The 25,438-nt window shown below is 58.9% G+C and carries 29 protein-coding genes and 3 tRNA genes; 14 read left to right on the forward strand and 18 right to left on the reverse strand.

What is annotated here, in order from left to right:
* Positions 1 to 30: 30 nt before the first annotated feature.
* The 4 genes from BTN45_RS07680 to pcsA all read right to left on the reverse strand — a co-directional run bounded on the left by BTN45_RS07680 (position 31) and on the right by pcsA (position 4,529).
* A complete protein-coding gene (locus BTN45_RS07680; protein ID WP_004442337.1) occupies positions 31 to 951 on the reverse strand; it encodes an ABC transporter permease in 921 nt (306 codons plus the stop codon).
* Positions 951 to 2,042 carry an ABC transporter permease gene (locus BTN45_RS07685; protein WP_184285593.1) on the reverse strand — a complete coding sequence of 364 codons (1,092 nt, stop codon included), beginning with the start codon at positions 2,040 to 2,042 and terminating at the stop codon, positions 951 to 953. Before BTN45_RS07685 ends, BTN45_RS07680 begins: the two co-directional genes overlap by 1 nt.
* Entirely contained in the window at positions 2,032 to 3,591 is a 1,560-nt protein-coding gene (locus tag BTN45_RS07690; protein ID WP_045533764.1) for an ABC transporter ATP-binding protein, read from the reverse strand. Before BTN45_RS07690 ends, BTN45_RS07685 begins: the two co-directional genes overlap by 11 nt.
* A gap of 212 nt (positions 3,592 to 3,803) precedes the next feature.
* The gene (gene pcsA, locus BTN45_RS07695) at positions 3,804 to 4,529 is read right to left on the reverse strand and encodes a phosphatidylcholine synthase (RefSeq protein ID WP_006698811.1); all 726 of its coding nucleotides are present in this window, start codon (positions 4,527 to 4,529) and stop codon (positions 3,804 to 3,806) included.
* Positions 4,530 to 4,738: 209 nt separating this feature from the next.
* On the opposite strand from pcsA, the gene BTN45_RS07700 reads away from it, so the two are divergent.
* Entirely contained in the window at positions 4,739 to 5,947 is a 1,209-nt protein-coding gene (locus tag BTN45_RS07700; protein WP_207587086.1) for a UbiH/UbiF family hydroxylase, read from the forward strand.
* Here the strand turns inward: BTN45_RS07700 and BTN45_RS07705 are convergent.
* Entirely contained in the window at positions 5,931 to 6,869 is a 939-nt protein-coding gene (locus BTN45_RS07705; RefSeq protein ID WP_022556322.1) for an AEC family transporter, read from the reverse strand. The two genes, BTN45_RS07700 and BTN45_RS07705, sit on opposite strands and share 17 nt — an antisense overlap.
* A gap of 34 nt (positions 6,870 to 6,903) precedes the next feature.
* Positions 6,904 to 7,650 carry a cytochrome c biogenesis CcdA family protein gene (locus BTN45_RS07710; RefSeq protein ID WP_207587089.1) on the reverse strand — a complete coding sequence of 249 codons (747 nt, stop codon included), beginning with the start codon at positions 7,648 to 7,650 and terminating at the stop codon, positions 6,904 to 6,906.
* A 280-nt stretch (positions 7,651 to 7,930) separates the two neighbouring features.
* Here BTN45_RS07710 and BTN45_RS07715 point away from each other — a divergent pair.
* A tRNA-Lys gene (locus BTN45_RS07715) sits at positions 7,931 to 8,006 on the forward strand.
* Positions 8,007 to 8,129: 123 nt separating this feature from the next.
* Here the strand turns inward: BTN45_RS07715 and BTN45_RS07720 are convergent.
* The 3 genes from BTN45_RS07720 to BTN45_RS07730 form a co-directional block, all read right to left on the reverse strand.
* Entirely contained in the window at positions 8,130 to 8,873 is a 744-nt protein-coding gene (locus BTN45_RS07720) for a glycosyltransferase family 25 protein (RefSeq protein ID WP_207587091.1), read from the reverse strand.
* A gap of 133 nt (positions 8,874 to 9,006) precedes the next feature.
* The gene (locus tag BTN45_RS07725) at positions 9,007 to 10,269 is read right to left on the reverse strand and encodes a D-Ala-D-Ala carboxypeptidase family metallohydrolase (RefSeq protein ID WP_207587093.1); all 1,263 of its coding nucleotides are present in this window, start codon (positions 10,267 to 10,269) and stop codon (positions 9,007 to 9,009) included.
* 157 nt (positions 10,270 to 10,426) lie between these two features.
* A complete protein-coding gene (locus tag BTN45_RS07730; RefSeq protein ID WP_045533768.1) occupies positions 10,427 to 10,867 on the reverse strand; it encodes a VOC family protein in 441 nt (146 codons plus the stop codon).
* A gap of 192 nt (positions 10,868 to 11,059) precedes the next feature.
* Between BTN45_RS07730 and BTN45_RS07735 the strand changes: the two genes are divergently transcribed.
* A complete protein-coding gene (locus tag BTN45_RS07735) occupies positions 11,060 to 11,638 on the forward strand; it encodes a cold-shock protein (protein ID WP_004442353.1) in 579 nt (192 codons plus the stop codon).
* Positions 11,638 to 12,120: a DUF192 domain-containing protein gene (locus BTN45_RS07740; protein WP_004442355.1), complete on the forward strand. Its 483-nt coding sequence runs from the start codon at positions 11,638 to 11,640 to the stop codon at positions 12,118 to 12,120. Before BTN45_RS07735 ends, BTN45_RS07740 begins: the two co-directional genes overlap by 1 nt.
* Positions 12,121 to 12,180: 60 nt before the next feature.
* Here BTN45_RS07740 and BTN45_RS07745 read toward each other — a convergent pair whose 3' ends face one another.
* Entirely contained in the window at positions 12,181 to 12,429 is a 249-nt protein-coding gene (locus BTN45_RS07745; protein ID WP_003522642.1) for a BON domain-containing protein, read from the reverse strand.
* Positions 12,430 to 12,653: 224 nt separating this feature from the next.
* On the opposite strand from BTN45_RS07745, the gene BTN45_RS07750 reads away from it, so the two are divergent.
* Positions 12,654 to 12,923, forward strand: coding sequence for a DUF982 domain-containing protein (locus tag BTN45_RS07750; protein WP_004442357.1), 270 nt, complete (start codon positions 12,654 to 12,656; stop codon positions 12,921 to 12,923).
* Between the two features lie 211 nt (positions 12,924 to 13,134).
* Positions 13,135 to 14,277, forward strand: a complete 1,143-nt coding sequence (locus BTN45_RS07755; RefSeq protein ID WP_045533862.1) for a ceramide glucosyltransferase — start codon at positions 13,135 to 13,137, stop codon at positions 14,275 to 14,277.
* A gap of 52 nt (positions 14,278 to 14,329) precedes the next feature.
* Here BTN45_RS07755 and BTN45_RS07760 read toward each other — a convergent pair.
* Positions 14,330 to 14,406, reverse strand: a tRNA-Pro gene (locus BTN45_RS07760).
* A 264-nt stretch (positions 14,407 to 14,670) separates the two neighbouring features.
* Here BTN45_RS07760 and BTN45_RS07765 point away from each other — a divergent pair.
* Complete coding sequence (locus tag BTN45_RS07765) at positions 14,671 to 14,976, forward strand: ETC complex I subunit (RefSeq protein ID WP_004442361.1); 306 nt, start codon at positions 14,671 to 14,673, stop codon at positions 14,974 to 14,976.
* Between the two features lie 48 nt (positions 14,977 to 15,024).
* Positions 15,025 to 15,101: transfer RNA gene (locus tag BTN45_RS07770), tRNA-Arg, on the forward strand.
* Positions 15,102 to 15,157: 56 nt separating this feature from the next.
* Here the strand turns inward: BTN45_RS07770 and BTN45_RS07775 are convergent.
* A complete protein-coding gene (locus tag BTN45_RS07775; protein ID WP_077986204.1) occupies positions 15,158 to 15,376 on the reverse strand; it encodes a hypothetical protein in 219 nt (72 codons plus the stop codon).
* A gap of 207 nt (positions 15,377 to 15,583) precedes the next feature.
* On the opposite strand from BTN45_RS07775, the gene BTN45_RS07780 reads away from it, so the two are divergent.
* Both BTN45_RS07780 and BTN45_RS07785 read left to right on the forward strand, forming a co-directional pair.
* Positions 15,584 to 16,168 (forward strand): GNAT family N-acetyltransferase, encoded by a 585-nt coding sequence (locus BTN45_RS07780; RefSeq protein WP_107339305.1) that lies wholly within the window; start codon positions 15,584 to 15,586, stop codon positions 16,166 to 16,168.
* A gap of 191 nt (positions 16,169 to 16,359) precedes the next feature.
* On the forward strand, positions 16,360 to 16,809 hold the full coding sequence (locus tag BTN45_RS07785; protein WP_207587096.1) for a GNAT family N-acetyltransferase: 450 nt from the start codon (positions 16,360 to 16,362) through the stop codon (positions 16,807 to 16,809).
* A gap of 148 nt (positions 16,810 to 16,957) precedes the next feature.
* On the opposite strand, the gene BTN45_RS07790 is transcribed toward BTN45_RS07785, so the two are convergent.
* The gene (locus BTN45_RS07790; protein ID WP_006698800.1) at positions 16,958 to 17,113 is read right to left on the reverse strand and encodes a hypothetical protein; all 156 of its coding nucleotides are present in this window, start codon (positions 17,111 to 17,113) and stop codon (positions 16,958 to 16,960) included.
* Between the two features lie 238 nt (positions 17,114 to 17,351).
* On the opposite strand from BTN45_RS07790, the gene BTN45_RS07795 reads away from it, so the two are divergent.
* The 4 genes from BTN45_RS07795 to BTN45_RS07810 are packed head-to-tail and all read left to right on the forward strand — an operon-like array spanning position 17,352 to position 20,864.
* Positions 17,352 to 18,650, forward strand: a complete 1,299-nt coding sequence (locus BTN45_RS07795; RefSeq protein WP_207587105.1) for an efflux RND transporter periplasmic adaptor subunit — start codon at positions 17,352 to 17,354, stop codon at positions 18,648 to 18,650.
* 14 nt (positions 18,651 to 18,664) lie between these two features.
* Entirely contained in the window at positions 18,665 to 19,384 is a 720-nt protein-coding gene (locus tag BTN45_RS07800) for an ABC transporter ATP-binding protein (protein ID WP_004442374.1), read from the forward strand.
* On the forward strand, positions 19,374 to 20,582 hold the full coding sequence (locus BTN45_RS07805; protein ID WP_207587107.1) for an ABC transporter permease: 1,209 nt from the start codon (positions 19,374 to 19,376) through the stop codon (positions 20,580 to 20,582). The genes BTN45_RS07800 and BTN45_RS07805 overlap by 11 nt, the downstream gene beginning before the upstream one ends.
* Before the next feature lie 6 nt (positions 20,583 to 20,588).
* Positions 20,589 to 20,864, forward strand: coding sequence for a hypothetical protein (locus tag BTN45_RS07810; RefSeq protein ID WP_207587117.1), 276 nt, complete (start codon positions 20,589 to 20,591; stop codon positions 20,862 to 20,864).
* Positions 20,865 to 21,079: 215 nt separating this feature from the next.
* Here BTN45_RS07810 and sufA read toward each other — a convergent pair whose 3' ends face one another.
* The 5 genes from sufA to sufC form a co-directional block, all read right to left on the reverse strand.
* Complete coding sequence (gene sufA / locus BTN45_RS07815; protein ID WP_004442383.1) at positions 21,080 to 21,469, reverse strand: Fe-S cluster assembly scaffold SufA; 390 nt, start codon at positions 21,467 to 21,469, stop codon at positions 21,080 to 21,082.
* 105 nt (positions 21,470 to 21,574) lie between these two features.
* On the reverse strand, positions 21,575 to 21,958 hold the full coding sequence (locus BTN45_RS07820; RefSeq protein ID WP_004442386.1) for an SUF system Fe-S cluster assembly protein: 384 nt from the start codon (positions 21,956 to 21,958) through the stop codon (positions 21,575 to 21,577).
* Between the two features lie 36 nt (positions 21,959 to 21,994).
* Positions 21,995 to 23,236, reverse strand: coding sequence for a cysteine desulfurase (locus BTN45_RS07825; protein ID WP_072494569.1), 1,242 nt, complete (start codon positions 23,234 to 23,236; stop codon positions 21,995 to 21,997).
* Between the two features lie 109 nt (positions 23,237 to 23,345).
* A complete protein-coding gene (sufD, locus tag BTN45_RS07830; protein WP_207587119.1) occupies positions 23,346 to 24,617 on the reverse strand; it encodes a Fe-S cluster assembly protein SufD in 1,272 nt (423 codons plus the stop codon).
* Positions 24,618 to 24,640: 23 nt separating this feature from the next.
* Complete coding sequence (gene sufC / locus BTN45_RS07835; protein ID WP_003522658.1) at positions 24,641 to 25,396, reverse strand: Fe-S cluster assembly ATPase SufC; 756 nt, start codon at positions 25,394 to 25,396, stop codon at positions 24,641 to 24,643.
* Positions 25,397 to 25,438: the final 42 nt, after the last annotated feature.

Here is a 25,438-nt window from a genome sequence, read left to right on the forward strand (position 1 = left end):
CCCCTGTTGGTTTGGAGACGTGAGAATGCTTTACCTGTCCGGCACGAAGGACTTGCCCAGCGATGCCGGTGTATTGATCAACGTCGTGCGGCGATTATGCGAGATGATGACCAGCACGACAATAGTTGCAAGGTAAGGTAGCGCCGACAAAAGCTGCGACGGCACCCCGATGCCGAAGGCCTGCGCGTGCAATTGCCCGATGGTGACGGCGCCGAACAGATAACCGCCGGCGAGCACCCGCCATGGACGCCAGGACGCGAAGACAACAAGTGCCAGCGCGATCCAGCCACGCCCGGCCGACATGTTTTCCACCCATTGCGGCGTATAAACCAGCGAAAGCTGCGCGCCAGCGAGACCGGCACAGGCACCGCCGAACATGACAGTCAGATAGCGTGTGCGGATGACGTTGATCCCGAGCGCATGGGCCGAGGCATGACTATCGCCGATGGCGCGTATCTTCAGGCCCGCCCGGCTTTTGAACAGGAACCAGCCTATGCCGGCCACCAGCCCTATGGAAAGGTAGAAGATCAGATCCTGCCGGAAGAGCAGCGGGCCAATGAAGGGTATGTCCGACAGAACGGGAAAGACGATCGGCTGCAGCTTGACGCCTGGCAGGCCAACGAAGCTTTCGCCCAGCATACCGGATACGCCGAGGCCCAGAATGGTGAGCGCAAGACCCGTCGCCACCTGATTGGTAACCAGCGTCAATGTCAGAAAACCGAACAGCAGCGAAAAAACCGCACCCGAAGCAATGCCGGCCAGAATGCCGAGATAGGGCGAGCCCGTCATATGGGCGGTCGCGAAAGCGCAGACCGCACCCATGATCATCATGCCTTCGACGCCGAGATTGAGCACACCGGATCGCTCCACCACCAGCTCACCGGAGGCGGCTATGACGAGCGGCGTCGCGGCGGTGATGACGGTGAGGAGAATGGCCTGAAGCATGTCCATCATGCCGCTCCCTGCTTGTGATGCGCCTTGCCGGCAAAAACGACCTTGATGCGATAGAAGATGAGCGTATCGCAGGAGAGCACGAAGAACAGCATCAGCCCCTGGAACACGCGCGTGACCTTGTCCGATACACCGATCGAAAGCTGCGCCGCCTCGCCGCCGAGATAGGTCAGCGCCAGCACCAGCCCTGACAGGATAATGCCAAGCGGGTTAAGACGGCCGAGAAACGCGACGATGATGGCTGTAAAACCATAGCCCGGCGAAATGCTGGGCTGGAGGTGGCCGATGGAGCCGGAGGCTTCCGAAATGCCCGCAAGACCGGCCAGCGCGCCCGATAGCAGCAGCGAAAACCACACCATGCGGCTCGACGAGAAACCGGCAAATCGCCCTGCCCGGGCCGACTGGCCAAGCACGGTGACTTCGAAGCCCTTCAGCATGTAGCGCATCATGAACCACAGCGCGATCGCCGCGACGATGGCGAAAACGAAGCCCCAGTGCGCCCGGCCCGATGCCAGCATTTCCGGCAACACGGCGCTATCGTTGAACGGCTTGGTCTGCGGGAAATTATAACCGCCCGGATCACGCCAGATTCCGCGCGTCAGCCAGTCGAGGAAAAGCTGTGCAACGTAGACCAGCATCAGGCTGACGAGGATTTCGTTGGTATTGAACTTCGTCTTCAGGAGAGCGGGAATACCCGCATAAAGCGCCCCGCCGAGAGCTCCCATCACCAGCATGAGCGGCAGAAGCAGCGGCGAATGCCAGTCCGGATAAAGAACCGGCAGTATGGAGCCAGTAATCGCACCGATGGTGAATTGCCCTTCCGCTCCGATGTTCCAGTTATTGGAGCGATAACAGATCGACAGGCCGACACCGATCAGGATCAGCGGCGCGGCCTTGATCGCCAGCTCGTGCAGGGACCAGACTTCGAGCAATGGTTCCACGAAGAAGGCATAAAGCGCATGGGCCGGGTTCTTCCCGAGCATGGCGAACATGATAGCACCGACCAGCAGGGTCAGCACCAGCGCCAGAAGCGGGGACAGAAATGTAAAAAGCCGGGAAACCCCTGCGCGTTTTTCAAGCTCAATGCGCATGCTGGGCGGCTCCCGAATGTGTCGTGTGAATGCCGCCCATCAACAGGCCGATCTTTTCGAGCGTCATTTCCTCCACCGGATGGGCCTCGGAAAGCTTGCCGTCGGAGATGACCGCGATATTGGTGGCGACTTCAAAGATTTCATCCAGATCCTGACTGATGACGATGACCGCCGAGCCCGACTTGGCAAGATCGACAAGTGCCTGACGGATGCGGCTTGCAGCACCCGCATCCACGCCCCACGTCGGCTGGTTGACGACAAGCACGGCCGGCTGGCGGTCGAGCTCGCGTCCCACGATGAATTTCTGCAGATTGCCGCCTGAGAGCGAGCCTGCCAGCGGATCGGCCCCGCTTTTGCGCACATCCATGGTTTCAGATATGCGCCGCGCCGCTGCCCTGATGGCCGACCCCCTGACAATACGCAGGAAACCGCCGGTCAGGAACGCCTTGCGATCGGAGCGGGCCCGCGCGAGCAACAGATTGTCGGAGAGGCTCATTCCGGGAACGGCGGCGTGGCCATGGCGCTCTTCCGGTACGAAACCCGCCCCCATCAGCCGGCGACCGTTGATGCCGATCCGGCCGACCGGCTTGCCGCGGAGATGGATCGCATCGTTATTATAAACCGGGTATTCCCCCGAAAGCGCGTCGAACAGCTCACCCTGCCCGTTTCCCGCGACCCCGGCGATCGCCAGCACCTCCCCGGCGCGCACGGTCATCGAAATCGATTTCAATGCCACGGCGAACGGCGTGCGCGGCGCGACCGAAAGCCCCATGACTTCGATCTGCGGCGCACCCAGCGCTTCGCCCGTCGCGCGCGACACACTGGCGACATCGCTGCCCACCATCATGCGCGCCAGCGATGCCGGTGTCTCCCGGCGCGGATCGCAGGCACCAGTCACCTTGCCATGGCGCAGAACCGTGGCGCGGTCGCAGATGCGTTGAACCTCTTCGAGACGATGGCTGATATAAAGCACGGAACGGCCTTCGGCCTTCAGCTTCTCCAGGGTCTCGAAAAGCTTGTCGGCCTCCTGCGGCGTCAGAACCGACGTCGGCTCGTCAAGAATGATAAGCCGCGGGTTCTGCAGCAGAGCGCGGACAATTTCGATACGCTGGCGCTCGCCGACCGAAAGATCGGCCACATGCGCATTGGGGTCGAGCGGCAGGCCATAGGCGCGCGACAGGGTCTCCGCTTCCCTGGCGATTTCCTTCAATGAAATTTTCGGATCGAGCGACAGGGCAATGTTCTCGGCAACCGTCAGCGCCTCGAACAGCGAAAAATGCTGGAAGACCATGCCGATGCCGAGCCTGCGGGCTTCGCTTGGCGAACCCACCGAAACCGGCTCACCCTGCCAGATGATTTCGCCCTCGGTCGGTGCGAGAACGCCGAACAGCATCTTGACGAGCGTGGATTTACCCGCGCCGTTTTCACCCAGGAGCGCATGGATTTCACCCGGCGCAATATCGAGATCGATACCGTTGCAGGCGGCGAAATTGCCGAACAGCTTGGTCAGCTTGCGAACGGACAGGAGAGGCACGGCCTCCGGCGCCAAAGTTCCAGTCACGAGTTCCCTCTCTCACCAACCGTCCATGCCTTCTTCGAGGCGTTTCAGACGGTCGCGGTCATTGTTCCCAATCCCGCACCAAAAAGTATGCAATGATACGTGATCAGAACTTATTGATAACGGTTTTGCTGCTGCGCACAACTGAAAAAGAAGCTGCTTAAATGCAATTTGCACAAGCAATAAACGGCTTTACCTCTTCATCATTTCGCGCCGAGCGTTGGGAAAAACTGTAAAATTCCTCCGATGCAATACAGGTAGATGCCGCTCGCCACGAACCCCACCACCGCCCATGTCGGCGTCTGGAAATGCATCAGCAGCGCGTAACCACCAAGGGCGCACCAGATGGCCACGACAAGGAGATTAAGGGACCGCAGCCGCTTCACCCGCACGGGATGCAGGAAATTGATCGGCAGAAATGTCAGGAACACCGAAACAGTCACGACTGTCATGGCGGTGGTGGCGCTGGCATCCATCACGAAGAGCGTGAAGATCACCATGTTCCACACCACGGGGAAGCCCGAGAAGAAATATTCGTCGGTCTTCATCCCCATGTCGGCATAGTAGATAGCACTGGACACCACGATCATGCCCGCCGCCACAAAGGACCATGGCTCTCCAATCATGCCGCTCTGATAGAGCGCGAAGGCAGGCAGAAGAACATAGGTCACGTAATCGATGATGTTGTCGAGCGTATCGCCCGACCAGTTTGGCAGCACTTCCTTGACCCGGACCTTCCGGGCGATAGGGCCGTCTATCCCATCCACCAGCAGCGCAAGACCAAGCCACCAGAACATATCGACAAAACGGTGCTCGGAAGCAGCGACGACGCCAAGGAAGGCAAGAAAGGAACCGGACGCCGTTAGAATATGAACGGAAAAGGCGCGGATTTCCGCATAGGGAACACGCTTGTAGTTGAAAATTTTCATGGTCAGCGTCTGCGCCCCGCTTTTCATCCGCCCTGCTTATTCCGGTATGCGGCCATTCACCACGCTTTGCAACCGGCTCAGTCCGCTTATCCTAAGACTAATGTGGCGGCAGACCCAATGAATCTTCACAACCGGATGTTCCCGGCCGGAAGTGGATTTGCCGATGCAAAGCCTTTATGATGCTCTGGAAATAACAACGGATCAGGACCATGAGACACTTCGATATCGCCATAACAGGTGCAGGACTTGCGGGTCAGATCGCGGCCATCGCACTGGCACGGGCGGGTCGCCACGTGGCGCTCGTAGCACCTTCCACCGACAGGAAGGACCGGCGCACCACGGCGCTGATGGACCAGTCTATCCGCTTCCTGGACCGTCTCGGCCTGTGGTCACGCATCGCGCCTTCGGCCGCCCGCCTTTCCACCATGCAGATCATAGACGGAACCGACCGTCTGTTGCGAGCACCGACAGTGCAGTTCCGTTCTTCCGAAATCGGCCTGGATGCATTTGGCTGGAACATCCCCAACGAGGCCTTGCTCGGTGTTCTCAGCGAAGCGGTGGAGCAGGAACACAATATTATCCGCCTCGACACCTTCGCCGAGGCGATCGATATCGGCGACGACCGCGTGACGGTGACGCTTGCGGACGGCGAAACGCTCTCTGCCGATTTCCTCATCGGGGCAGATGGCAGGAAGTCGATGGTCCGGGATGCAGCCGGCATCGGCGTGAAATCCTGGTCCTATCCGCAGACCGCCGTCGTTTTGAACTTCGGCCACAGCCGACAGCATGGAAATGTTTCGACGGAATTCCACACGCCCACCGGCCCTTTCACGCAGGTTCCCCTTCCGGGCAACCGCTCCAGCCTCGTCTGGGTCGTCACCCCGCAACAGGCGGAAGAACTGACTGCCCTGCCACTGGAAGCGCTGAGCCTTCGGGTCGAGGAACGCATGCAGTCCATGCTGGGCGCCGTTACCGTCGAGGATAGCGTCCAGGCATGGCCGCTCTCTTCCATGACCGCCCATCGCTTCGGCAAGGGCCGCGTCGCCCTGATCGGCGAGGCGGCACATGGTTTTCCGCCCATCGGCGCACAGGGACTGAACCTCAGCCTGCGCGACATCATCTCACTGACGGAATTGCTGAGCGCCGTTTCCGACCGCCCCATTGCGGCCGATGCCGGCAGCAGCTTCGACCGCAGGCGGCGGGCGGATGTCTATAGCCGCACACTGAGCGTCGATCTCCTGAACCGCTCGCTGCTTTCGGATTTCCTGCCCATCCAGATGGCGCGCGCAGCCGGCCTGCACGTGCTTTCCGGCATCGGCACGCTCCGAAGCATTGTCATGCGCGAAGGCATCGAACCCGGCCGGGGCCTGAAGGCCCTGCCCTCACTGCTGTTCGGCAGCTTCAAAAAGGCTGGATGAAATAAACCACGCCCGTCAGCGTGAGAACCGACAGCACCGTCGAAATCAGGATCGTCGCCGACGCCCGCTCCTGCCACACATGATATTGCTGGCCGATGACGAAGACATTCGTCGCGGTCGGCAAAGCAGCCAGCAGCACGGCGGAATAGATCCACACCGGCTCGAATCGCCCGAGCGACGACAGCACGAGATAAACGGCGAGCGGATGCAGGATGAGTTTTGCCGGCACGATGTAGCTGATCTCCACCGGCACCCGCTTCATCGGCCGAAGTGCCAGCGTCACGCCCATTGCAAACAGCGCACAGGGTGCGGCTGATTGCGCCAGATAATCCACCAGCCGCTGCACCGCCTCCGGCGGTTGCCATGACAGCGAAGCGGCCAGGAAACCGGCGATGACGGATACGATGAAGGGATGGGTGATGACCTTGCAAGCCACATCCAGCGCAAGCTTCGCCGGGGAACGCTTGTCGCCGCCTGCAACGGCCATCATCGCCGGCGCGACAATGAAATGCGCGGCGTTTTCGAGGCAGACGATGAGCGCCACAGGCACCGCCGCCTTTTCGCCGAGCGCCAGAAGCGCAATGCCCGGGCCCATATAGCCGATATTGCCGTAACTTGCCGCGAAACTTTGGATCGTCGTTTCAGCGAGGCTGTTTTTCCGGACAAAACGACCGATCAGGAACACAACCAAGAAAATGCCATAGGTACAGACGAGGCTGGCGGCAACGAAATCCATCCGCGCCAGTTCTTCCACCGGCGTTTTCGACACCAGCTTGAAAAACAGCGCCGGCAGCGCCGCGTAGATGATGAAGGTGTTCAGCCAGCCCATCGCCTCGACCGGCTGTTTCGTGATGCGCGCAGCGCCGTAGCCGATCAAGATGAGGCCGAAAAACGGCAACAGCAATCCCACGATGTCAGTCACTATGTCTCCCCCGCAAGCAACTCCAGCGGGAGGCTTAGCCGATTTGCATCAGGATCGGAAAGGTCTCCTGGAACCAGATCGCCACATTGGTGATAAAACCGGATATGAAAGCGAGGCCGGTCAGCACCAGCAACACGCCGAGGAGCTTTTCCACGAGGCCGAGATGGCGACGGAAGCGGACGAGGAAACGCATGAAGGAGCCGGAAAACGCCGCCGCGATCCAGAACGGTACCGCAAGGCCAAGGGAATAAACCGCAAGCAACATTGCGCCGTCGCCGACCGTGTCGCGTGAAGCAGCAACGCCGAGAATCGCGCCAAGAACCGGGCCGATGCAGGGCGTCCAGCCAAAGGCGAAGGCGAGTCCCATGATATAGGCTCCGGACAGCGTCGCCGGCTTGCCCGCGCCCTGAAATCGGGCCTCGCGTAAAAAAAGGCCGATACGGAACACGCCCAGGAAATTCAGGCCCATCAGGATGATGATGAAACCGCCGATCTTGGCGAGAATGTCGAGATTCTGGCGCAGAAGCGTGCCTATCGTCGAGGCGCCCGCGCCCAGCGCCACAAAGACGGTGGCAAAACCGAGTGTGAAAAAGAAGGCCGAAAACAGAACGGCCCTGCGAATCTCCGGCCGTGGTGCCGCGTCTTCCGTCCTGAACTGCTCGACCGACACACCCGCCATATAACAGAGATAAGGCGGCACCAGCGGCAGAACGCAGGGCGACAGAAACGAAAGAGCGCCAGCCAAAAGCGCGCTGAACAGGGAAATATCGGCAATCGACAAGAGAAACTCCGCATCCCGCAAAGCCGCCGCGATTCTTGAGAGCCGCCACCGCTTCACGCTTCATTTTCACGCATGTCATTGCCGCAAAACGATTTCAGCCGCCAGGCAGACACACTTGACGCCGGTTTTATCCCCGGCCGCCCCCTCTCTCCAATCACCTTTTCGGGGGTGCGACAAAAAAAACCGGATTGATCGCCGAAAGCGCTTTTTTTGGGTTGACCGAACGGATCGCTCTACATATGTTCCGCGCACTTCCGAAGGGCAGCCAAGCCCGCCACGGGAGAGCGTAGCTCAGCCGGTAGAGCAACTGACTTTTAATCAGTAGGTCCAGGGTTCGAATCCCTGCGCTCTCACCATCTCATAATATTTTTCGTATTTATTTCCATGGACTTACCCAACCGGCAGGCAATCATCCCGCCGGGTGTTCAAAGCGTTTCCAACATCAATACAGGAAACAAAAGCGTCGCCACCACGGACGCCTAGCGGTACGCGTAGATGTAACGTGCTATATTGTCATAAAAGCTGGAAAGATAAGCGGGCAGTCGCCTCAGTCGGGTGAACTTGCTGCCTTTATATTCCTCGCGCGTTCCGACGAGCGTATTCGGGTCGCCAAAGGGCAGAAAGTCCCTGTCGGAGACGTAAACGTTGGTGCCATATCCCCAACCGCACTCCAGGGCGCGGTCGAAAGGTAGCGTCATCACACGCGCCGTCTTCAGGAAACGCTCAGCGGCGCTGCGCGAAACGATGTAGCACGCAGATGAACCTTGAGGCCCATAGATGCAGCGGCCAAACGTATCCCCAAATGCACTCGTTCTGCGGCCTTTGAAACCCTTGCGGCGATGATTGGTCAATTTCACGACTGCATCGTCAGGCATGATCGCCACCATTGCCCTCACCCGCTCCGAAAAATCCGGCGTGAACGCCACGTCGTCTTCAACAATCACCGCGACAGGGGCATTGGTTGAAAGAAAGATCTCAAGCGCTTTAATGTGGCTGGCATAACAGCCATATTCTCCCGGCAGCGCGTGGCGCCCGTTGCGCAGTTCGAAGCGGCGTCGGTCGAAATCGCGCCAGTTTTCAGGGAGGACGGTCTTTCCATCAATTCCCTCCACCGGCCGCAAATCAAGATCAAGACTCGCGGCCCCTTCGAGCATTTTTTCCAGTCGCGCCCGCGCACGGGCAATCGAAATGATGTAGACGGGCAAATTGGACACAGGCTGCATTTCGCAAGGCACCATAAGCGGGAAACAATGAACCGCCGCGTCCTACAACAATGGGAACGTTGCGTCCACGGTCACGCTCCACTGTCCATCGTCAGGAGTGCGGTGGCCGTAAGCCGGCAAGGAATGGTCGCAATCACTTCCGCGCGGCGGTACGGCGGCAGCGCCAGTTCCAGTCTCTCGGTTCACCGGTGTCCATATGGACCGATTCGGTATGGCAATAGGTGCCGACACCCCCGCGGTTCGGCAGGGAACGCAGATAGGTTGCGAGTTCCCACTTGGAGACACCCTTGATCTGTATGTCAGCCGCATCGCAGGTATAATGTTTTGAACCCTGCCTTATTCCCTTTGGCGGACGGTAGCCGGAGGTGACAATGGCCGGGCTGTTATAATGTCGCTCCACATCCTTGATCATGCTGATGAGCTCCGGCTTGAAACAACCGACTTCAACGCGATCTGTCTGCAGGAAAAGCCCGTTCGGCGCGACGCGGGTCAGGCCGGAGAGCGAGGCAAGCTTCATCAGCCCGGTGGGTTCATCGTCCTCTTCATCGAGATGAGCGTCGTCGAATTCGTCGGACATCATCGAGCGACCGGAGAGCGCAATGCCCATCGTCTTGTCCGCCGCTCCCGGAAGTGCGGCCACCTGCGTGCCACCTGCCGAACCGCTTTCGATCATTTTCGGCAGGCGCTTCTTGGCTGCACCGGCGAAAAATGCTGCAAGCGTAACGCCCTTGCCTTCGCCTTCCTGCTTCTCGTCGCCCATGGCGGCACTGGTCGCGGGCTGCACCGAAGCAAGCTGTTCCGATGCGGTTTGTGGCACCGGCACGGCAGCGGGCTGGCGGTTCTCGCTGTGCTGCTCCGGTACCTGCGCGGCTGACGGCACAGCAACAGGCGCGGATACCGGCTGCGGTTGCGCCGCCTGCACAGGGGCGAAGTAAACGCTGCTGAGCGCAGGTGTGATTTTCTGGGAAGGCACACCCGCCGCGGCCGCGCCGGGCGCCGTGGCGGCCGGGGAAGGCACTGCGGATGCGGTAGAATAGATGCTTGATGTTCCAGCGGAAATTCCCGTTGGCTGCGTCGTCAGTCCGGCGATATCGGCGGCAGCGCCGTAACCCTGTGCCGGACCGCCCGCTGCCTGATGCTGCGCCGGAGCCGTGGTCGCGCCAGCCGCTGACGCCACGGCGGGATCCACATAATGCCCCTGCTGCGCACCGGCCGCCGGTGCAGCAGTTGCGGCCGTCTGCTGCTTCTGCTGTCCGGCAACTTCCGGCTTTTTGGCAGTGGCGGCCATCTCCTCGTCAGTCACCGCCGAAACGCATCCGGAAAGCCCCAGCAACGAAACCGCGATGACGAGACGCCGACAAGAAACGCGTCCCTTTGCGCCCTCGACAGTTTTCATGGGTGGCCTCCGTATCTTTTATTTCCAACAGCAGCACGGGAACGGAATCGTGTGCTTCCCCCAAAACGGGACTGGCCGTTTCGATTCGCGGACTATGCCTCATCCCCTCAGGACAAGGCAAGAGCGCCCGAAAACGCTGCTGCTCACCGGAAAATCCCTACCAGGAACCGGTATTCTGCATAGATATCCACGGTTCGGCTGGTGCGAGGCTTTCGCCTTTCTGCAAAATTTCGAAAGAAATACCATCCGGTGAACGTACGAAGGCCATATGCCCGTCTCGCGGTGGCCGGTTGATGATGATGCCGTTCTGCTGCAGATGCGCGCAGAAGTCGTAGATATTATCGACCTCATAAGCGAGGTGACCGAAATTGCGGCCGCCGGTATAATCTTCGCTATCCCAGTTATAGGTGAGTTCGAGGCACGGCGCCTTGTTTTCCTTCGCCGCAGCAACGTCGTCGCGAGCTGCAAGAAACACCAGAGTGAAGCGGCCTTTTTCGTTCTCGATTCGGCGTATTTCGGCAAGGCCAAGCAGGTCGACATAGAATTTAAGTGATTCGCCAAGGTCTTTGACGCGAACCATCGTGTGCAGATACCGCATTTTATTCCTCTCCATTACACGGGTCCGAAGCCGTTAAACGCATGATCGCAAGCCCCGGACAAGGACGGCGACATAAAAGCAGCTGCGTAAATCAAAAACTAGGGCTTGCGTGAAACCGTTACCAAGATGTTAATCTGGCGCACAGGAATCAGTTGACCGGTGTATGGCGCGTAATCGAGGGGTTGGCAGGATATGGCTGATAGGATGTCATCGAAAACGATAGTCGATGTCGAGGACCTTTCGGGCGATGCCGTGGACCTGACCGAGATCACCGGCGTCGTGAAGTGGTTCGATGTCGCCAAGGGTTTCGGCTTCATCGTGCCCGACAACGGCACACAGGATGTGCTGCTGCATGTATCCTGCCTGCGCCGCGACGGTTACCAGACGATCCTTGAAGGCACGCGCATTGTCGCCCTCATCCAGCGGCGCGACCGTGGCTTTCAGGCATTTCGCATTCTTTCCATGGATCAGTCCACCGCCGTTCACCCCTCGCAGCTGCCGCCGGTGCGCACCCATGTGCAGGTGACGCCGTCCAGCGGACTGGAGCGCGCCATCGTCAAGTGGTTCAACCGCACCAAGGGTTTCGGTTTCCTGACGCGTGGCGAAGGAACGGAAGACATTTTCGTGCATATGGAGACACTGCGCCGTTTCGGCCTGACCGAACTTCGCCCCGGGCAGGTTGTGCTGGTGCGTTATGGCGATGGCGACAAAGGCCTGATGGCCGCGGAAATCCACCCGGACAACCCGGTTTCGATCGGGATGTCGCATTGATGTCCGCCCTGCCCGATATGGTGAAGAGCGCCGTTATGGCGCTTCTTTTTTTCACACTGGCCAGCGCCGCCCAGGCGCAGCAACAGCAGACATTCACCTCCGAACCTCTGCAGATTGAAACCGCCGGGGGAAAAAGCCACGATTTCACTGTGGAACTGGCGCTGAACAATGCCCAGCGCGAACAGGGCCTGATGTTCCGCAAGAGCATGCCACCGGAAAACGGCATGTTGTTCAATTTCGGTGAACCGCGTGATGTCGCCATGTGGATGCGGAACACGCTTATTCCGCTCGACATGCTTTTCATTGGCCGTGACGGTCGCATCACCCACATTCACGAAAACGCGGTTCCACATTCGGAAGCCATCATCAGCTCCCGCGGGCCAGTCAAATTCGTGCTTGAACTGAATGGCGGCGCTGCGAAACGTTACGGCATCAAGCCTGGCGATATTGTGCGCAGCGCGCAAATCGGCAACCGGAAGTGACTTTGCCGCGTTATTGCGTCTGAATGAGCCGGACGATGTTTCGCCCGGCTGGCGCAATGTTCAGTAGACCGGCTCTATATGACTCAGAATCCTGCAGTTGGAAATGGAAGCGGCAAGGTTGATGGCGATGTCGATCGCCTCGACCGAATCAGCCGTGCCTTCCAGATAGATCACGTCATTTTCGACAGTGGCGGAAATGCGCGACTTTTCGAGACCTGATTCGAAGGCGAGTGCCGAAGTAATGGCCTGGCATACGCCTGCCATGCGGTCACCAAAGAAGCTTTCCTGAATACCTGACAGATTGAACATATGTGTTCTCCTTCTTATGGACATTACAACGCCTTTGGTGGCGGTTTTGTTCATCTCCGGTTCATCTATTTGTTCATCTTCCATTCATCTTGAAAAATTGGAACCCCCCAATCGATCACATTTTAGGTGATCGGGAACCATTTCGTGAGGCGGGCATTTCGCGCATGGGAGTGAAAAGAGAGTGAAAACCGCCATGAAGGCGCGTGAAACAGGAGGAGAATGACATGCTGATCAACAGAACGGAGCCGTGTCACCACGCCTCGTGGATGAAGCCGGTGGCGATCCACCTGCCCTTGTCCGCAGCAGTGGAAATCTACAGCCCGCTGGTAGCGCTGGACATGCTGATGTACCGCTGGCCGGAAGAACACGGCCCGGAATATGAAGAAGCACGCAGAAACTGCCTCGATGCCATCGCCGGACGATGCGACATCGAAAAAGCGCGGGAGTCGTTTCTCATCGCAAGCAGCCACGCTCATATTCTCAACATGCACTGACGTTCATTATCCGCGTTGATGACTGGCCCTTCTCCGCGAAGGGCTTTTCTTTTGGCGTTCACTGTTTCAGGCACGAGGTCGCGCGTGGAAAACTCCCGCCTGCCGCCGGTGACATGTAACTGTCACGCAAACGTTATAATCGGCAGAGACAAATTCCGTGGAATCACCGGGCGGACAAACCGCCGGAAGCTCGGGAGTGGACCTGGCCAGCATGGAAACCGTCTTTGCCCTTTGCGCAATTCTGCTCGTCGCTTTCAACCTTCTCGGTATCTGCCTTGCCGGGTGGCGGCTAAAGCGGCGCGACCCGGAAAATTCCCTTGCGCGGCAAAAACCGCCTGTCTCGATCGTTGTGCCACTGCGCGGTGTGGAAAGTTTCACCCCTCTTACGCTGTCACGCGCCTTCGAGCTCGATTGGCCGGATTACGAACTGCTTTTCTGCGTTGCAGATGAATTCGACCCCGTCATTGCGCAAGTACGCAAAGCCCAGAGCGCCGTTCCTTCCGTTTCAGCGCAATTGCTCATCGGCGACGACCGGATCAGTGCCAATCCAAAACTGAACAATTGCGTCAAGGGCTGGCTGGCCGCCCGGCATGAATGGGTCATCCTCGCCGATTCGAACGTATTGATGCCGAAATCCTACGTGACGCGCATGATGTCGGCCTGGCGGAAAGACAGCGGCCTCGTGTGCTCCCCGCCGCTGGGCTCGCGGCCGACGGGTTTCTGGGCGCATGTGGAATGCGCCTTCCTCAACGGCGCGCAGGGCCGCTGGCAATATGCGGCAGAAGCCATCGGAATGGGTTTCGCGCAGGGCAAATCCATGTTGTGGAACAAACCGTTCCTCGAAGACCATGGGGGTATCCGCGCCCTCGCCGCCGAAATCGCCGAAGACGCCGCCTCGACGAAGCTGGTGCGGAACGCTGGCCGCAGGGTGCATCTTGTCTCCGCCCCTTTCGAGCAACCGCTCGGCCAGCGTCACGCCGGCGAGATCTGGTCACGCCAGGCCCGCTGGGCGCGGCTAAGGCGCGTGACATTCCCGCAATATTTCGCGCCGGAAATCCTGACGGGCGCACTTCCCCCGCTTCTGTTCGCACTCACCGCGGCGGCCATGATGGACGTGAACCTCTTAGCGACCGCCCTCGCCGTCCTCGTCCTCATATACGGCCCCGAATTGGCCCTGACCGCCCTCAACGGGTGGCCAATATCGCTCCATACCCTGCCGGCCATGATCGCACGGGACATCATCATGCCCGTCATCTGGACGAGAAGCTGGATTGGCAGCGCAGTGGCATGGCGCGGCAATGTCATGACAATCGGTACGGCGGAAAGCACTTTGGCCGGCCCGCCAGCGGAATAATGACAATTTATGGGAAGAGGTTACGCCGGAAAGCTGATGCTTTGCCTTAAAATGGTCGGAGTGGAGAGATTCGAACTCCCGACCCTCTGGTCCCAAACCAGATGCGCTACCAGACTGCGCTACACTCCGCCGAGGCGATGGCTGGGGAATACACGGTTCATACGCAGTCCGCAACAGGGAAATTCATCTTTGTTCAGCCGCGACACAGTTGAGCAAAACCTAAGGTCGAGCGGGCAGCGCATGAACCGACAGCAAGGGGATAATCGTCTTGACTCTCACTTGAACTCGGTCCATTTCAAATTCTACGTTCCTGACACGATTTGGTTATTCTATTCAGGTACGTGATGAATAATCCGGGGTTTCACCCCGCTGTCCAACCGGAGCAGTTTCGACATGTCTGCGAAGATTTACCGCCCTGCAAAAACCGCCATGCAATCCGGCAAGGCGAAGACCAATGTCTGGGTTCTGGAATTCGACGCCGAGGTTCCGCGCAAGATCGATCCGATCATGGGCTACACCTCCAGTTCCGACATGAAGCAGCAGGTCAAGCTGACATTCGAGACACAGGAACAGGCCGAAGCCTATGCCCAGCGCAAGGGCATCGAATATCGCGTGATCCAGCCGAAAGAGGCGACCCGCAAGGTGGTTTCCTACACCGACAATTTCCGTTTCAACCGCACCCAGCCCTGGACGCACTGAAACAAGACGACCAAAGTTTTTGCCGGAGCATCGATTGCCCGGCATGACGGCCCCTTAGCTCAACTGGATAGAGCAACTGCCTTCTAAGCAGTAGGTCGCAGGTTCGAGTCCTGCAGGGGTCGCCACCGCTTTCTTGCATTCCCCACAAATGACTGGTTTGGGTTCGATCGCAAACACGGTTTCATTCCGTATTTGCGCTCCGGCGATCCTTCGCTCTTCTCCATTTCATGAGATACCCGAAACCCGGTCCGATCAGCGTGCCGCCGATAACCCATTCCACCAAAGTCAGAGGTCGCTCGTCCGGATCGTGGCCAGTCACGTAAAGAAAGAGAAAAAACGCGATAACGCCGCCGATCAAGAGGGTGATCGGAAACAACACACTGTCGCGAAAGCCTTTCATGCGATCCACTCCCTTGGCCGTGTTGATAGGTATTGGATATGATGCCGTTGGCAAACGCCTTTTGCAGCCGTCACGGCAAGTTATCGATCGGGCGGGATTGCGCCGGGGTCGGTCCATTGTAAGCGACGGAAGACGACCTACCTAGAGGCCGAGTTTAACGAGGCCGCCCCGGAGTTCCCGGAGGGGCAAAAATCAATCAGGTACTTGATGCAACTTCAAAAATTAGGTGCACCGCTTTCGACCGACCGCCTTGTCCTGCGCGAATTCACAAGAGGCGATTTCCCCGGCTATTCAGCCTACCATTCTCTGCAGGAGGTTTATCGGTATCTTTACGCTGCACCTCCAACTGGAGATGCTTTGCGAGAGCAGTTCTCTGCGATTTTGGCGGCACCATTTGAGAAGGATGGCGACACCTATCGACTGGCCGTCGAGCGAAAGGCTGACAACGCACTGGTCGGTGAAGTCCTGTTGAAGCTGGCAAGTGTTGATGCACTGCAGGGAGAGGTTGGATATATTTTCAATCCAGAATTCGCGGGGAACGGGTATGCAACGGAGGCTGTTGGCGCGATGGTCAGCATAGGCTTCTCGTCAATCGGATTTCATCGAATCTTCGCGCGGCTGGACGCTGCGAACAAGGGTTCGGTCGGCGTTGTTGAGCGCCTTGGACTGCGTCGAGAAGCGCATTTGATCCAGAACGACCGCTTCCGAGACGTCTGGGGAGACGAGTATATTTACGCGGTTCTTGCTTCGGAATGGAAATCGCGCGCCGGCGTAATTTTGCCGTCCGCTTAGGGCCGACGGCCATAATCGCGCAGAAGCGCCAATTGTGGTCATTGATTAATTGTTTGCTGTCCCCTAAAAGACGCCCAATAGCAGAGGAGATTTATGCGCAGAGGCTTGTGATTTCGACCGCAATTTGCGGCTTCACCTGGCACCAGCATCGGTAGCCGGACCTTTTTGCATATCTTTTCTGCGGAGTTCTCATGAAATTCGAGGACGTTATCATCCGGCCTTTCGAGGCCTCGGACACAGTAAAACTCTCCAACATCTGGCTCGAAGCCTCGTTGCTTGCTCATCCGTTTATCGGCGAGCGTCGTTTGATGGAGCAAAAGGCACTTATTGAGGAGCAATATTTGCCTGGCGCCCAAACGTTGGTCGCAACATTAAACGGCCAAGCTGCGGGCTTTATCAGTCTGCTCGACACTTTCATCGGCGGCTTATTTGTTTCCCCGTGCCATCAAGGCCTCGGTATCGGGCGTAAACTCGTTTCGCACGCGCTGAATTTGAAGGGCGAGCTTTCGCTTGAAGCCTATACTGAAAACGTGCAGGCGATGGGCTTCTATAGATCACTCGGCTTTCAGGAGCTTTCCCGTCGCGCGATTGATGATGAAGGTTATCCGTTCGAAAATGCCCGTTTGCGGCTAGTCGGCTAAGGGCAACTTGTCGGGCGACACGGTAGTCGCCCGACAACCGCTTTGGCCAATCCCCGTGATCGGAATGAGCGGCGGAGGCCCACCGCTTTAGCCGATTTGCATACTTCCATCCTGCTCCCAAGCAGAACGCCTATGCCAGCACTTTGCTCTACCCCTGCCCCATCAGCGTGAAATAGCCCCATGCGGCGGCGAAAAACAATATGACAGCCGCAATCGTCAATGCCCTCTTCGCTTTTGGCCCGAGCGGTTCGCGCGGCTTCTTCGGCGGCACCGGTTTGCGGAACTTCACCACATTGTCGTTCATTTCATCATCGTCCTGAATGTCACTGCTGAAACCTCTGCCGCATCTGTGGCATCGGCGTTTCGAATACCTATCTCTAGCAGACCAGAACTATCATAAATATTACCAAGTTTTCACTTCACCCTTGGGGCAAGCTATGTCACTTCCCACAATCAGAGGAATATAACGGCGACGGACGGACGAACAAACCGGAGAGCGGCGGCAACTCTCTGTAGTATTTTGAACTTTGCGGGTGACGAGAATGAATGACGCCAATACCAGTGGCAGCGATACCAAAAACAGCCAGCCCGATCTGCGCGAGATTTTGGGGACGACCAGAAACGGCCGCAAGAAAAAGTCGCGTCGGTTCCTCTATGTGGCAGCAGCCATTATGCTGATTGGCGGCGGTCTTGGTTATTATTACCAGTCACGCGCAGGCGGTGTGGCTTATAGCTACACCACGGAAGCAGCGCGTCAGGGCGATCTCTCGGTTATCGTCACCTCCACCGGCTCGGTTCAGCCAACGGATCAGGTTGATATATCGAGCGAACTGTCCGGCACGGTACGCAAGGTCAACGTGACCTACAACACCCCGGTCAAGGCCGGAGACGTTCTGGCGGAGCTGGATACCAACAAGCTGGAAGCCGACGTGCAGAGCGCCCGCGCCAAGCTCGCTTCCGCCAAGGCCAATGTGCTGAAGGCCCGCGCCGACCTTGGCTCGGCAAAGACATCCATGGAGCGCCTGCGATCCCTGGTGCAGAACCGCGTCTCCAGCCAGCAGGATCTGGACGCCGCGCAGTTCACCCATGATGCAGCGGCCGCAACGCTTGAGGTCAACGAGGCGACCGTGCTCTCGGCGGAAGCCGATCTGCGGCTCGCCGAGGTCAATCTGGGCAAGGCCAAGATCGTTTCGCCGATCGATGGCGTTATCCTCACCCGCAGCGTCGATCCCGGCGCCACGGTCGCCTCCTCGCTCAATGCCCCTGTTCTCTTCACCATCGCCGGCGATCTGCGCCACATGGAGCTGCAGGTCTCGGTGGATGAGGCCGATGTCGGCAAGGTGGAAACCGGGCAGAAGGCCACATTCAACGTCGATGCCTATCCCGACCGCAGCTTCCCGGCCGAGATCGAGACCGTGCGCTTCGCCTCGGAAACCGTATCCAACGTGGTGACCTACAAGGGCATATTGACGGTCGACAATGCAGAACTGCTGCTTCGCCCCGGCATGACGGCAACGGCCAATATCATCGTTGAAGAGATCAAGGATGCCCTGCTGGTACCCAATTCCGCGCTTCGTTATACACCGCCGCGCGAATCCGCTTCGCGTGGGGGCGGGTTGATGAGCCTGTTCCGACCGCCCCGCATGGGCCGCCCGCAAAACCGCGATGCCGGCCAGGCCGCCCAGGGTAAAAGGACGGTCTGGGTGCTGCGCAACAACAATCCGGTTTCCGTCGCAATCGAAACTGGCTCCACCGACGGCCAGCATACCGTGGTGAAATCTGGCGAATTAAAAGCGGATGACCAGGTAATTACCGACGCAACGGCCCGTAACGCCGGCTGACGGAGGACAAGCGCATGCAACAGCCGCCGCTCATCGAGTTCCGTGATGTCGTGAAGCAATATGGTCGCGGCGAAGCGACGATCCGCGCGCTCGACGGCGTCAGCCTGTCGATCCGCGAGAAGGAATTCGTCGCCATCATGGGACCGTCGGGATCGGGCAAATCCACCTCGATGAACATCATCGGCTGTCTGGACGTCCCATCGGCTGGCGAATATCTCTTCCAGGGCGTGCCGACCAGCGGCTTCGATAACGAACATCTGACGCTCTTGCGCCGGCACATGCTCGGTTTCGTGTTTCAGGGCTTCAACCTTCTCTCCCGCACCTCTGCGGTGGAAAATGTCGAACTGCCGCTGATCTATCGGGGCATGAAGGCCTCGGAACGGCGTGAGCGCGCCATGGAGGCGCTGGCGCAGGTGGGCCTCAAAGGCCGCGAAGATCACACCACGCAGGAGCTTTCCGGCGGCCAGCAGCAGCGTGTGGCCATTGCCCGCGCCATCGTCACCCGCCCCGCGCTGCTTCTGGCCGACGAGCCGACCGGCAATCTCGATACGAAGACGAGCGTCGAGATCATGGAACTGATAACCTCGCTCAATCGCGACAAGGGCATCACCGTCGTCATGGTAACCCATGAGGAGGATATCGCCGCTTATGCCGGGCGCCTGCTGCGTTTTGTCGACGGCCACCTCGCCTCCGATAGCGCCGCGGATCATAAGGAGACATTGGATGTTCTTTGAAACATCGCGTCTTGCGTTGCGCGCCATCAGCCGCAACCTGTTGCGCTCCTTTCTCACGGTGCTCGGCGTCGTCATTGGTGTGGCCGCCGTCATTGCCATGGTCACCATCGGCAACGGTACGACCGAGCAGGTAAAATCGGAACTGTCACGGCTCGGCACCAACATGCTGTTCGTGCGCCCCGGCCAGTTTGGCCCCGGCCGCGCCAGCACCGAAGCCAAGCGCTTCGATGACCGCGATGTCGAGGCGATACGCAACCAGATATCGGGCATACGCGCCGTCGCACCGCAGAACCGCAGTTCCGCCGCAACCGTCATTTTCGGCGGCAAGAACCACCAGACGAGCGTCATCGGCACCACGAACGACTATCTGATCGCGCAGGACTGGACCATCGCACTTGGTCGAGATTTCCAGCCCGCCGAAGATCGCGGCGGCCAGATCGGCTGCATCATCGGCGAAACCGTGCGACAGGAACTTTTCGGGGCGGAAAACCCTGTGGGACAGACGATCCGCGTCAGCAACATCTCCTGCCCCGTCATCGGCGTTCTCGCCCGCAAAGGCCAGTCCGGCCTCGGCGACGATCAGGACGACACAATCATCATGCCGCTCAAAATCCACCAGCGGCGCATTGGCGGCACCACCACCATTTCCTCGATCATGGTTTCGGCGCAGGATGGCGTTTCCACCGCCAAGGTGCAGAGCGACCTGCAAAACCTGCTGCGCGAGCGCCGCCGCATCAACATCGGCCGCGAGGATGATTTCACCGTCAACGACATGACGCAGATCGCGTCCGCCATGACCGGCACGACGACGCTTCTCACCGGACTTCTCGGCGCAGTCGCCGCCGTCAGCCTTCTCGTGGGCGGCATCGGCATCATGAACATCATGCTGGTCTCGGTAACAGAACGCACGCGTGAGATCGGCATTCGGCTTGCCATCGGCGCGCTGGAAAAACAGGTGCTGACGCAGTTTCTGGTGGAAGCCGTCATGCTCTCGGCATTCGGCGGCATCGTCGGCATTCTGACGGGTCTTGGCCTCGCCTATGGCGTCGTCAGCTTCCTCAACGTGCCTTTCGTCACCAGCCCGTCCATCATTTTCCTCGCCGTCGCCTTTTCGGCGGCCATCGGGGTGATTTTCGGCTATTTTCCGGCGCGACGGGCAGCAAGCCTGAGCCCTATCGAAGCTCTGAGGCATGAGTGAGAATCAATGTTCAAATCCGTATCCGATAGCGCTGCGGCTGCAGATGGCGGATCGCTGGCCCTATTTGTGGAGCGACAGGACGGGCAGACGGAAGTGTTTGTGATCCATCGCTCGCTCGCATCGCGCGGGACGCCTGACTATAACAGGATCACGTCAAGCCTCCGGCCACTCTCTGCAGAAGATTGCCGGGAGGTCGCCGCGGCTCTCGAACCGCTATTGATGACCACGCCATCAATCCATCCGCTGGCCGATTTCATCGAAGCCTTCAAACAGCAGCCATGATCCTTGGAAAGCTGATTTTGCATGAGACGCAGCCTGCGATAAGAATCTGAAACTTGTCATCCGTCATCCTCGGGCTTGACCCGAGGATCTACAAACGTCTCAAGCGATTTGACGGGGATGGATCCTCGGGTCAAGCCCGAGGATGACGTCGCGTTTGTCGGAGCGCTGGGTGCAAAAGAATATCTACCTATCCATCGCAGAGATAGCGCAGCAAATCAGACGCTGGCTTCAGCCTCACGCTGCTTCGCCAGCGCCGCCAAATCGGCCGGCTTTAGCTCAACCGATTCACCGCAGCCGCAGGCAGAGGTCTGGTTCGGATTGTTGAAGGTGAAACCGGAGCGCATCTTGGTCACTTCGAAATCCATCTGCGTACCGAGCAGATAAAGCACGGCGGAAGGCTGAACCCAGACTTTCGCGCCTTCGAATTCCACCAGATCGTCCTTCGCATCCGGCTCGGTCACGAGGTCGATGGTATATTCCATGCCCGCGCAGCCGCCCTTCTTGATGCCGACGCGCACGCCCTTGGCGTCCGGTCCGGAATTTTCGACGATCGCTTTAACGCGCGAGGCAGCAGCCCCGGTCATGGTCATGATTGCAAAGCCCATGGGCCCGTTCTCCTTCGACAATCGAGTTCAAGGCTCGATGCTTATGGAATTCAATTTAAGTGCGCCTGACAATGTCATCAAGGGATGACACCAGTCAAAATCAAATCAGTACCAGCCGACGGCAACCTGCGCTTCTTCCGACATGCGGTCCGGCGTCCACGGCGGATCGAACGTCATTTCGACGGTGACACCGGAAACACCTTCGACGGCGCCAACGGCGTTCTCCACCCAGCCCGGCATTTCGCCAGCGACGGGGCAACCGGGGGCCGTCAGCGTCATGACGATCTTGACCATCCGGTCATCTTCGATATCGATCTTGTAGACCAGCCCGAGTTCGAAGATGTCGGCCGGAATTTCAGGGTCATAAACGGTCTTCAGCGCCGCGATCACATCGTCGCTGAGGCGTGCAAGCTCATCCGGCGGAATGGTGGATACCTTTTCCTGAGCTTCGGTCGCATCCTGGGTCTTTGCAGTGGCATCGGCAGTCATGGTCTTAAACCTCAATCCTGATTTCAAGCTGCGATATCAGGCGAAAAATTTGCGCGCATATTCCAGCGCCTCGACAAGAGAGTCTACTTCGGCGCGGGTATTGTAAAGGCCGAACGATGCCCGGCATGTGGAGGTGACGCCGAAGCGTTTCAAGAGCGGCATGGCGCAATGGGTGCCGGCCCGCACGGCAACGCCGCGCCGGTCGATCACCATCGAGACGTCGTGGGCGTGAATGCCCTCAAGCTCGAAGGAGAAAATGCCGCCCTTCTCAGGCGCGTTGCCGATGATGCGAAGCGAATTGATCTCGCGCAGCCGCTCCGCGGCATAAGCGGCAAGATCGGCCTCATGTGCAGCAATCGCGGCACGGCCGAGATTGTCCATGTAATCGAGCGCATAACCGAGGCCGATCGCCTGCACGATGGGCGGCGTACCCGCTTCGAAACGATGCGGCGGCTCGTTATAGGTGACATTATCTTCGGAGACGTCGAGGATCATCTCGCCGCCGCCCTGGAACGGCCGCATCTCGCGCAGCCGGTCGGCCTTGCCATAGAGCACGCCGATGCCCGAGGGGCCGTAAAGCTTGTGGCCCGTCATCACATACCAGTCGCAATCGATATCGCGCACATCAACAGGCATATGAACCGCACCCTGCGAACCGTCAATCAGCACCGGAATGCCACGTTCATGCGCAATGCGGCAGATTTCCTTGACCGGCACGATGGTGCCGAGCGCATTCGACATATGGGTGATGGCAACGAGCTTGGTGCGCTCGGTCAGGCTCTTTTCGAAAGCCTCGATATGAAACGCGCCGTCATCATCGACGGGCACCCAGACCAGCTTGGCGCCCTGCCGCTCGCGGATGAAATGCCATGGCACGATATTGGAGTGGTGCTCCATGATCGAGATGACGATCTCGTCGCCCTCGCCGATCTTAGGCATGCCATAACCGTAAGCGACCGTATTGATCGCCTCGGTGGAGGATTTGGTGAAGACGATCTCGTCCACCGAACCGGCATTGAGGAACCGGCGCACTTTTTCGCGCGCCGCCTCATAGGCATCGGTTGCGGCATTGGAGAGGAAATGCAGGCCGCGATGCACGTTTGCGTACTCATTTGCATAAGCATGCGAAACGGCGTCGATCACCACCTGCGGCTTTTGAGCAGACGCGCCGTTGTCGAGATAGACCAGCGGCTTGCCATAGACCTCGCGCGACAGGATCGGGAAATCCCGGCGCACGGCTTCGATGTCATAAGGGGCCGCCATTGCGGTCTGGTCCATTTCTCGGGCCCTTTCATGGTGCTCTTCTGGAGAGCTCCGGGTTTTGCAGCCGTTACCGCTGCTTCACGTCACCCTCGGGCTTGTCCCGAGGATGACGACGGAGAGGTTGCTAAGCGTGATGCTCCAGCCAGCCGGAAATGATCGTCTCCAGCGCCTCTACCAGATTTTCTTCTTCCAGTTCCTCGACGATCTCGGCAACGAAGGCGTTGACGAGCATCGCCCGTGCCTTCGCCCGCGGCACGCCGCGCGCCATCAGATAATAGAGATGGTTGTCGCTGATATCAGCAACCGTCGCACCATGGCCGCACTGAACGTCATCGGCGAAGATTTCCAGTTCCGGCTTTGCCGAGAACTCGCCATCGTCGGACATCAGCAGCGTATTGCACGCCATCTTCGCGTCGGTCTTCTGGGCATCCGGTGCGACCCGGATCATGCCCTGGAAAATGCCCTTGGCACGGTCGAACACCACGTTGCGGAAAACTTCCGTCGAGGTCGTGTTCGGCACGTTGTGGCCAAGAACCATCGTCACGTCCGTATGGGTTTCGCCACCCAGAAGGTTGACGCCGCGAACGATGAGATCAGTGCCCTCACCTTCCACATCGATGCGCAGTTCCTGACGCACCAGCTTGCCGCCGGCATTGATCAGGAAGAGACGCAACTTGGCTTCCGCGCCAAGCTTGATGCGCAGCTGGCCAAGGTGAATATCGGCTGCACCCTGCTGTTGCAGAAGGATCCAGGTTGCTTCCGCACCATCCTCAACGACGATATCGCTGACCGAGGAGACAAGCGCCGCATCGGGCGTCACCGAAAGGTGACGTTCAACGACGGTCGCTTTCGAACCCTTGCCGAAGCGCACCGGGAAGCGGCTGTGAACCTGGCCTGCGCCATGGATAGCCTGCAGTTCGATCGGCTTGTCGAGCTCAGCATCGGCGGGAATTTCGACCACGAGGCCGTCACGCACAAAGCTGCCATTGATGCGGCCAATCGTGTCATCCTTGCTGGCTTCCGCAAGGCCAGCCGCGGCAGAGCCGTCGAGCAGGCTGTCGGCAAAGCGCGATACGCTGACACCATCGACCTTGCCGATATCGGCCGTGCCATGCAGCATGTAAGCCACAGGCGAACCGGCAATAATCGACGCAGCCTTCTCGATGACAGGCGCGGGCCGGTCTTCCGGAACCGTGCGCAGCAGGCTCTTCAGATCGGTATAGTGCCAGGCCTCGATGCGGCGTGTCGGAAGACCACCGGTCTTCAGATCGTCGAACAGCACGTCACGCGCGGCAACCACGGCGCCGTCGCCGGGCAGCTCGCTGAACTTGGCGGTGTAGGCATCGACCAGCGCGGTTTCCGCTGGCGTCAGCCGGTTGGTAGCTTGAATGTTCATGGACATCACCTCCTGGCCTTCGATCAGGCCGCTTCACCGATGATGTCGGCGTAACCGTTGTTTTCCAGTTCCAGCGCGAGAGCCTTGTCACCCGAGCGGATGATCTTGCCCTTGTAGAGAACGTGAACGCTGTCAGGCACGATGTAGTCGAGCAGGCGCTGATAGTGGGTGATGACAACGGTGGCGCGATCCGGCGACTTCAGCGCGTTGACGCCGTCAGCCACGATCTTCAGCGCGTCGATGTCGAGACCGCTATCGGTTTCGTCGAGAACGCAGAGCTTCGGCTCCAGAAGCGCCATCTGCAGGATTTCGGCACGCTTCTTCTCACCGCCGGAGAACCCGACGTTGAGCGGACGCTTCAGCATCTCCATGTCGATCTTCAGATCGCCGGCCGCTTCCTTGACGCGGCGGATGAAATCAGGCGTCGTCAGCTCGGACTCGCCGCGCGCCTTGCGCTGCTCGTTCATCGCAACCTTCAGGAATTGCATGGTAGCGACGCCCGGAATTTCGACCGGATACTGGAAGGCAAGGAAAATGCCCTTGGCCGCACGCTCGGCAGCGTCCAGTTCCAGAATGCTTTCGCCGTTATAGAGAATGTCACCGGAGGTGACTTCATAGTCCTCACGGCCCGACAGGATGTAGGACAGCGTCGACTTGCCGGAACCGTTCGGGCCCATGATGGCCGCAACTTCACCAGCGGCAACCTTCAGGTTGAGACCCTTGATGATCTCGGTTTCGGTATCGGCGATCTTCGCGTGCAGGTCGATGATTTCAAGCATGGTATTGTTCCTGTTCATGGTGCGGTTTCAAGGACCGCCTCG

It is taken from the genome of Rhizobium sp. ZX09 (genome assembly GCF_017357485.1).
In the GTDB taxonomy this organism is placed as follows: Bacteria; Pseudomonadota; Alphaproteobacteria; order Rhizobiales; family Rhizobiaceae; genus Agrobacterium; species Agrobacterium pusense.

Bases quoted from the DNA above. Each gene is read 5' to 3' on its own strand.
- BTN45_RS07680 (WP_004442337.1), bottom strand. From the start codon at position 951: ATGGACATGCTTCAGGCCATTCTCCTCACCGTCATCACCGCCGCGACG.
- BTN45_RS07685 (WP_184285593.1), bottom strand. From the start codon at position 2,042: ATGCGCATTGAGCTTGAAAAACGCGCAGGGGTTTCCCGGCTTTTTACA.
- pcsA (WP_006698811.1), bottom strand. From the start codon at position 4,529: ATGAAAATTTTCAACTACAAGCGTGTTCCCTATGCGGAAATCCGCGCC.
- BTN45_RS07700 (WP_207587086.1), top strand. From the start codon at position 4,739: ATGAGACACTTCGATATCGCCATAACAGGTGCAGGACTTGCGGGTCAG.
- BTN45_RS07720 (WP_207587091.1), bottom strand. From the start codon at position 8,873: ATGCAGCCTGTGTCCAATTTGCCCGTCTACATCATTTCGATTGCCCGT.
- BTN45_RS07725 (WP_207587093.1), bottom strand. From the start codon at position 10,269: ATGAAAACTGTCGAGGGCGCAAAGGGACGCGTTTCTTGTCGGCGTCTC.
- BTN45_RS07730 (WP_045533768.1), bottom strand. From the start codon at position 10,867: ATGCGGTATCTGCACACGATGGTTCGCGTCAAAGACCTTGGCGAATCA.
- BTN45_RS07735 (WP_004442353.1), top strand. From the start codon at position 11,060: ATGGCTGATAGGATGTCATCGAAAACGATAGTCGATGTCGAGGACCTT.
- BTN45_RS07740 (WP_004442355.1), top strand. From the start codon at position 11,638: ATGTCCGCCCTGCCCGATATGGTGAAGAGCGCCGTTATGGCGCTTCTT.
- BTN45_RS07745 (WP_003522642.1), bottom strand. From the start codon at position 12,429: ATGTTCAATCTGTCAGGTATTCAGGAAAGCTTCTTTGGTGACCGCATG.
- BTN45_RS07750 (WP_004442357.1), top strand. From the start codon at position 12,654: ATGCTGATCAACAGAACGGAGCCGTGTCACCACGCCTCGTGGATGAAG.
- BTN45_RS07755 (WP_045533862.1), top strand. From the start codon at position 13,135: ATGGAAACCGTCTTTGCCCTTTGCGCAATTCTGCTCGTCGCTTTCAAC.
- BTN45_RS07765 (WP_004442361.1), top strand. From the start codon at position 14,671: ATGTCTGCGAAGATTTACCGCCCTGCAAAAACCGCCATGCAATCCGGC.
- BTN45_RS07775 (WP_077986204.1), bottom strand. From the start codon at position 15,376: ATGAAAGGCTTTCGCGACAGTGTGTTGTTTCCGATCACCCTCTTGATC.
- BTN45_RS07780 (WP_107339305.1), top strand. From the start codon at position 15,584: ATGCAACTTCAAAAATTAGGTGCACCGCTTTCGACCGACCGCCTTGTC.
- BTN45_RS07785 (WP_207587096.1), top strand. From the start codon at position 16,360: ATGAAATTCGAGGACGTTATCATCCGGCCTTTCGAGGCCTCGGACACA.
- BTN45_RS07790 (WP_006698800.1), bottom strand. From the start codon at position 17,113: ATGAACGACAATGTGGTGAAGTTCCGCAAACCGGTGCCGCCGAAGAAG.
- BTN45_RS07795 (WP_207587105.1), top strand. From the start codon at position 17,352: ATGAATGACGCCAATACCAGTGGCAGCGATACCAAAAACAGCCAGCCC.
- BTN45_RS07800 (WP_004442374.1), top strand. From the start codon at position 18,665: ATGCAACAGCCGCCGCTCATCGAGTTCCGTGATGTCGTGAAGCAATAT.
- BTN45_RS07805 (WP_207587107.1), top strand. From the start codon at position 19,374: ATGTTCTTTGAAACATCGCGTCTTGCGTTGCGCGCCATCAGCCGCAAC.
- BTN45_RS07810 (WP_207587117.1), top strand. From the start codon at position 20,589: ATGTTCAAATCCGTATCCGATAGCGCTGCGGCTGCAGATGGCGGATCG.
- sufA (WP_004442383.1), bottom strand. From the start codon at position 21,469: ATGGGCTTTGCAATCATGACCATGACCGGGGCTGCTGCCTCGCGCGTT.
- BTN45_RS07820 (WP_004442386.1), bottom strand. From the start codon at position 21,958: ATGACTGCCGATGCCACTGCAAAGACCCAGGATGCGACCGAAGCTCAG.
- BTN45_RS07825 (WP_072494569.1), bottom strand. From the start codon at position 23,236: ATGGACCAGACCGCAATGGCGGCCCCTTATGACATCGAAGCCGTGCGC.
- sufD (WP_207587119.1), bottom strand. From the start codon at position 24,617: ATGAACATTCAAGCTACCAACCGGCTGACGCCAGCGGAAACCGCGCTG.
- sufC (WP_003522658.1), bottom strand. From the start codon at position 25,396: ATGCTTGAAATCATCGACCTGCACGCGAAGATCGCCGATACCGAAACC.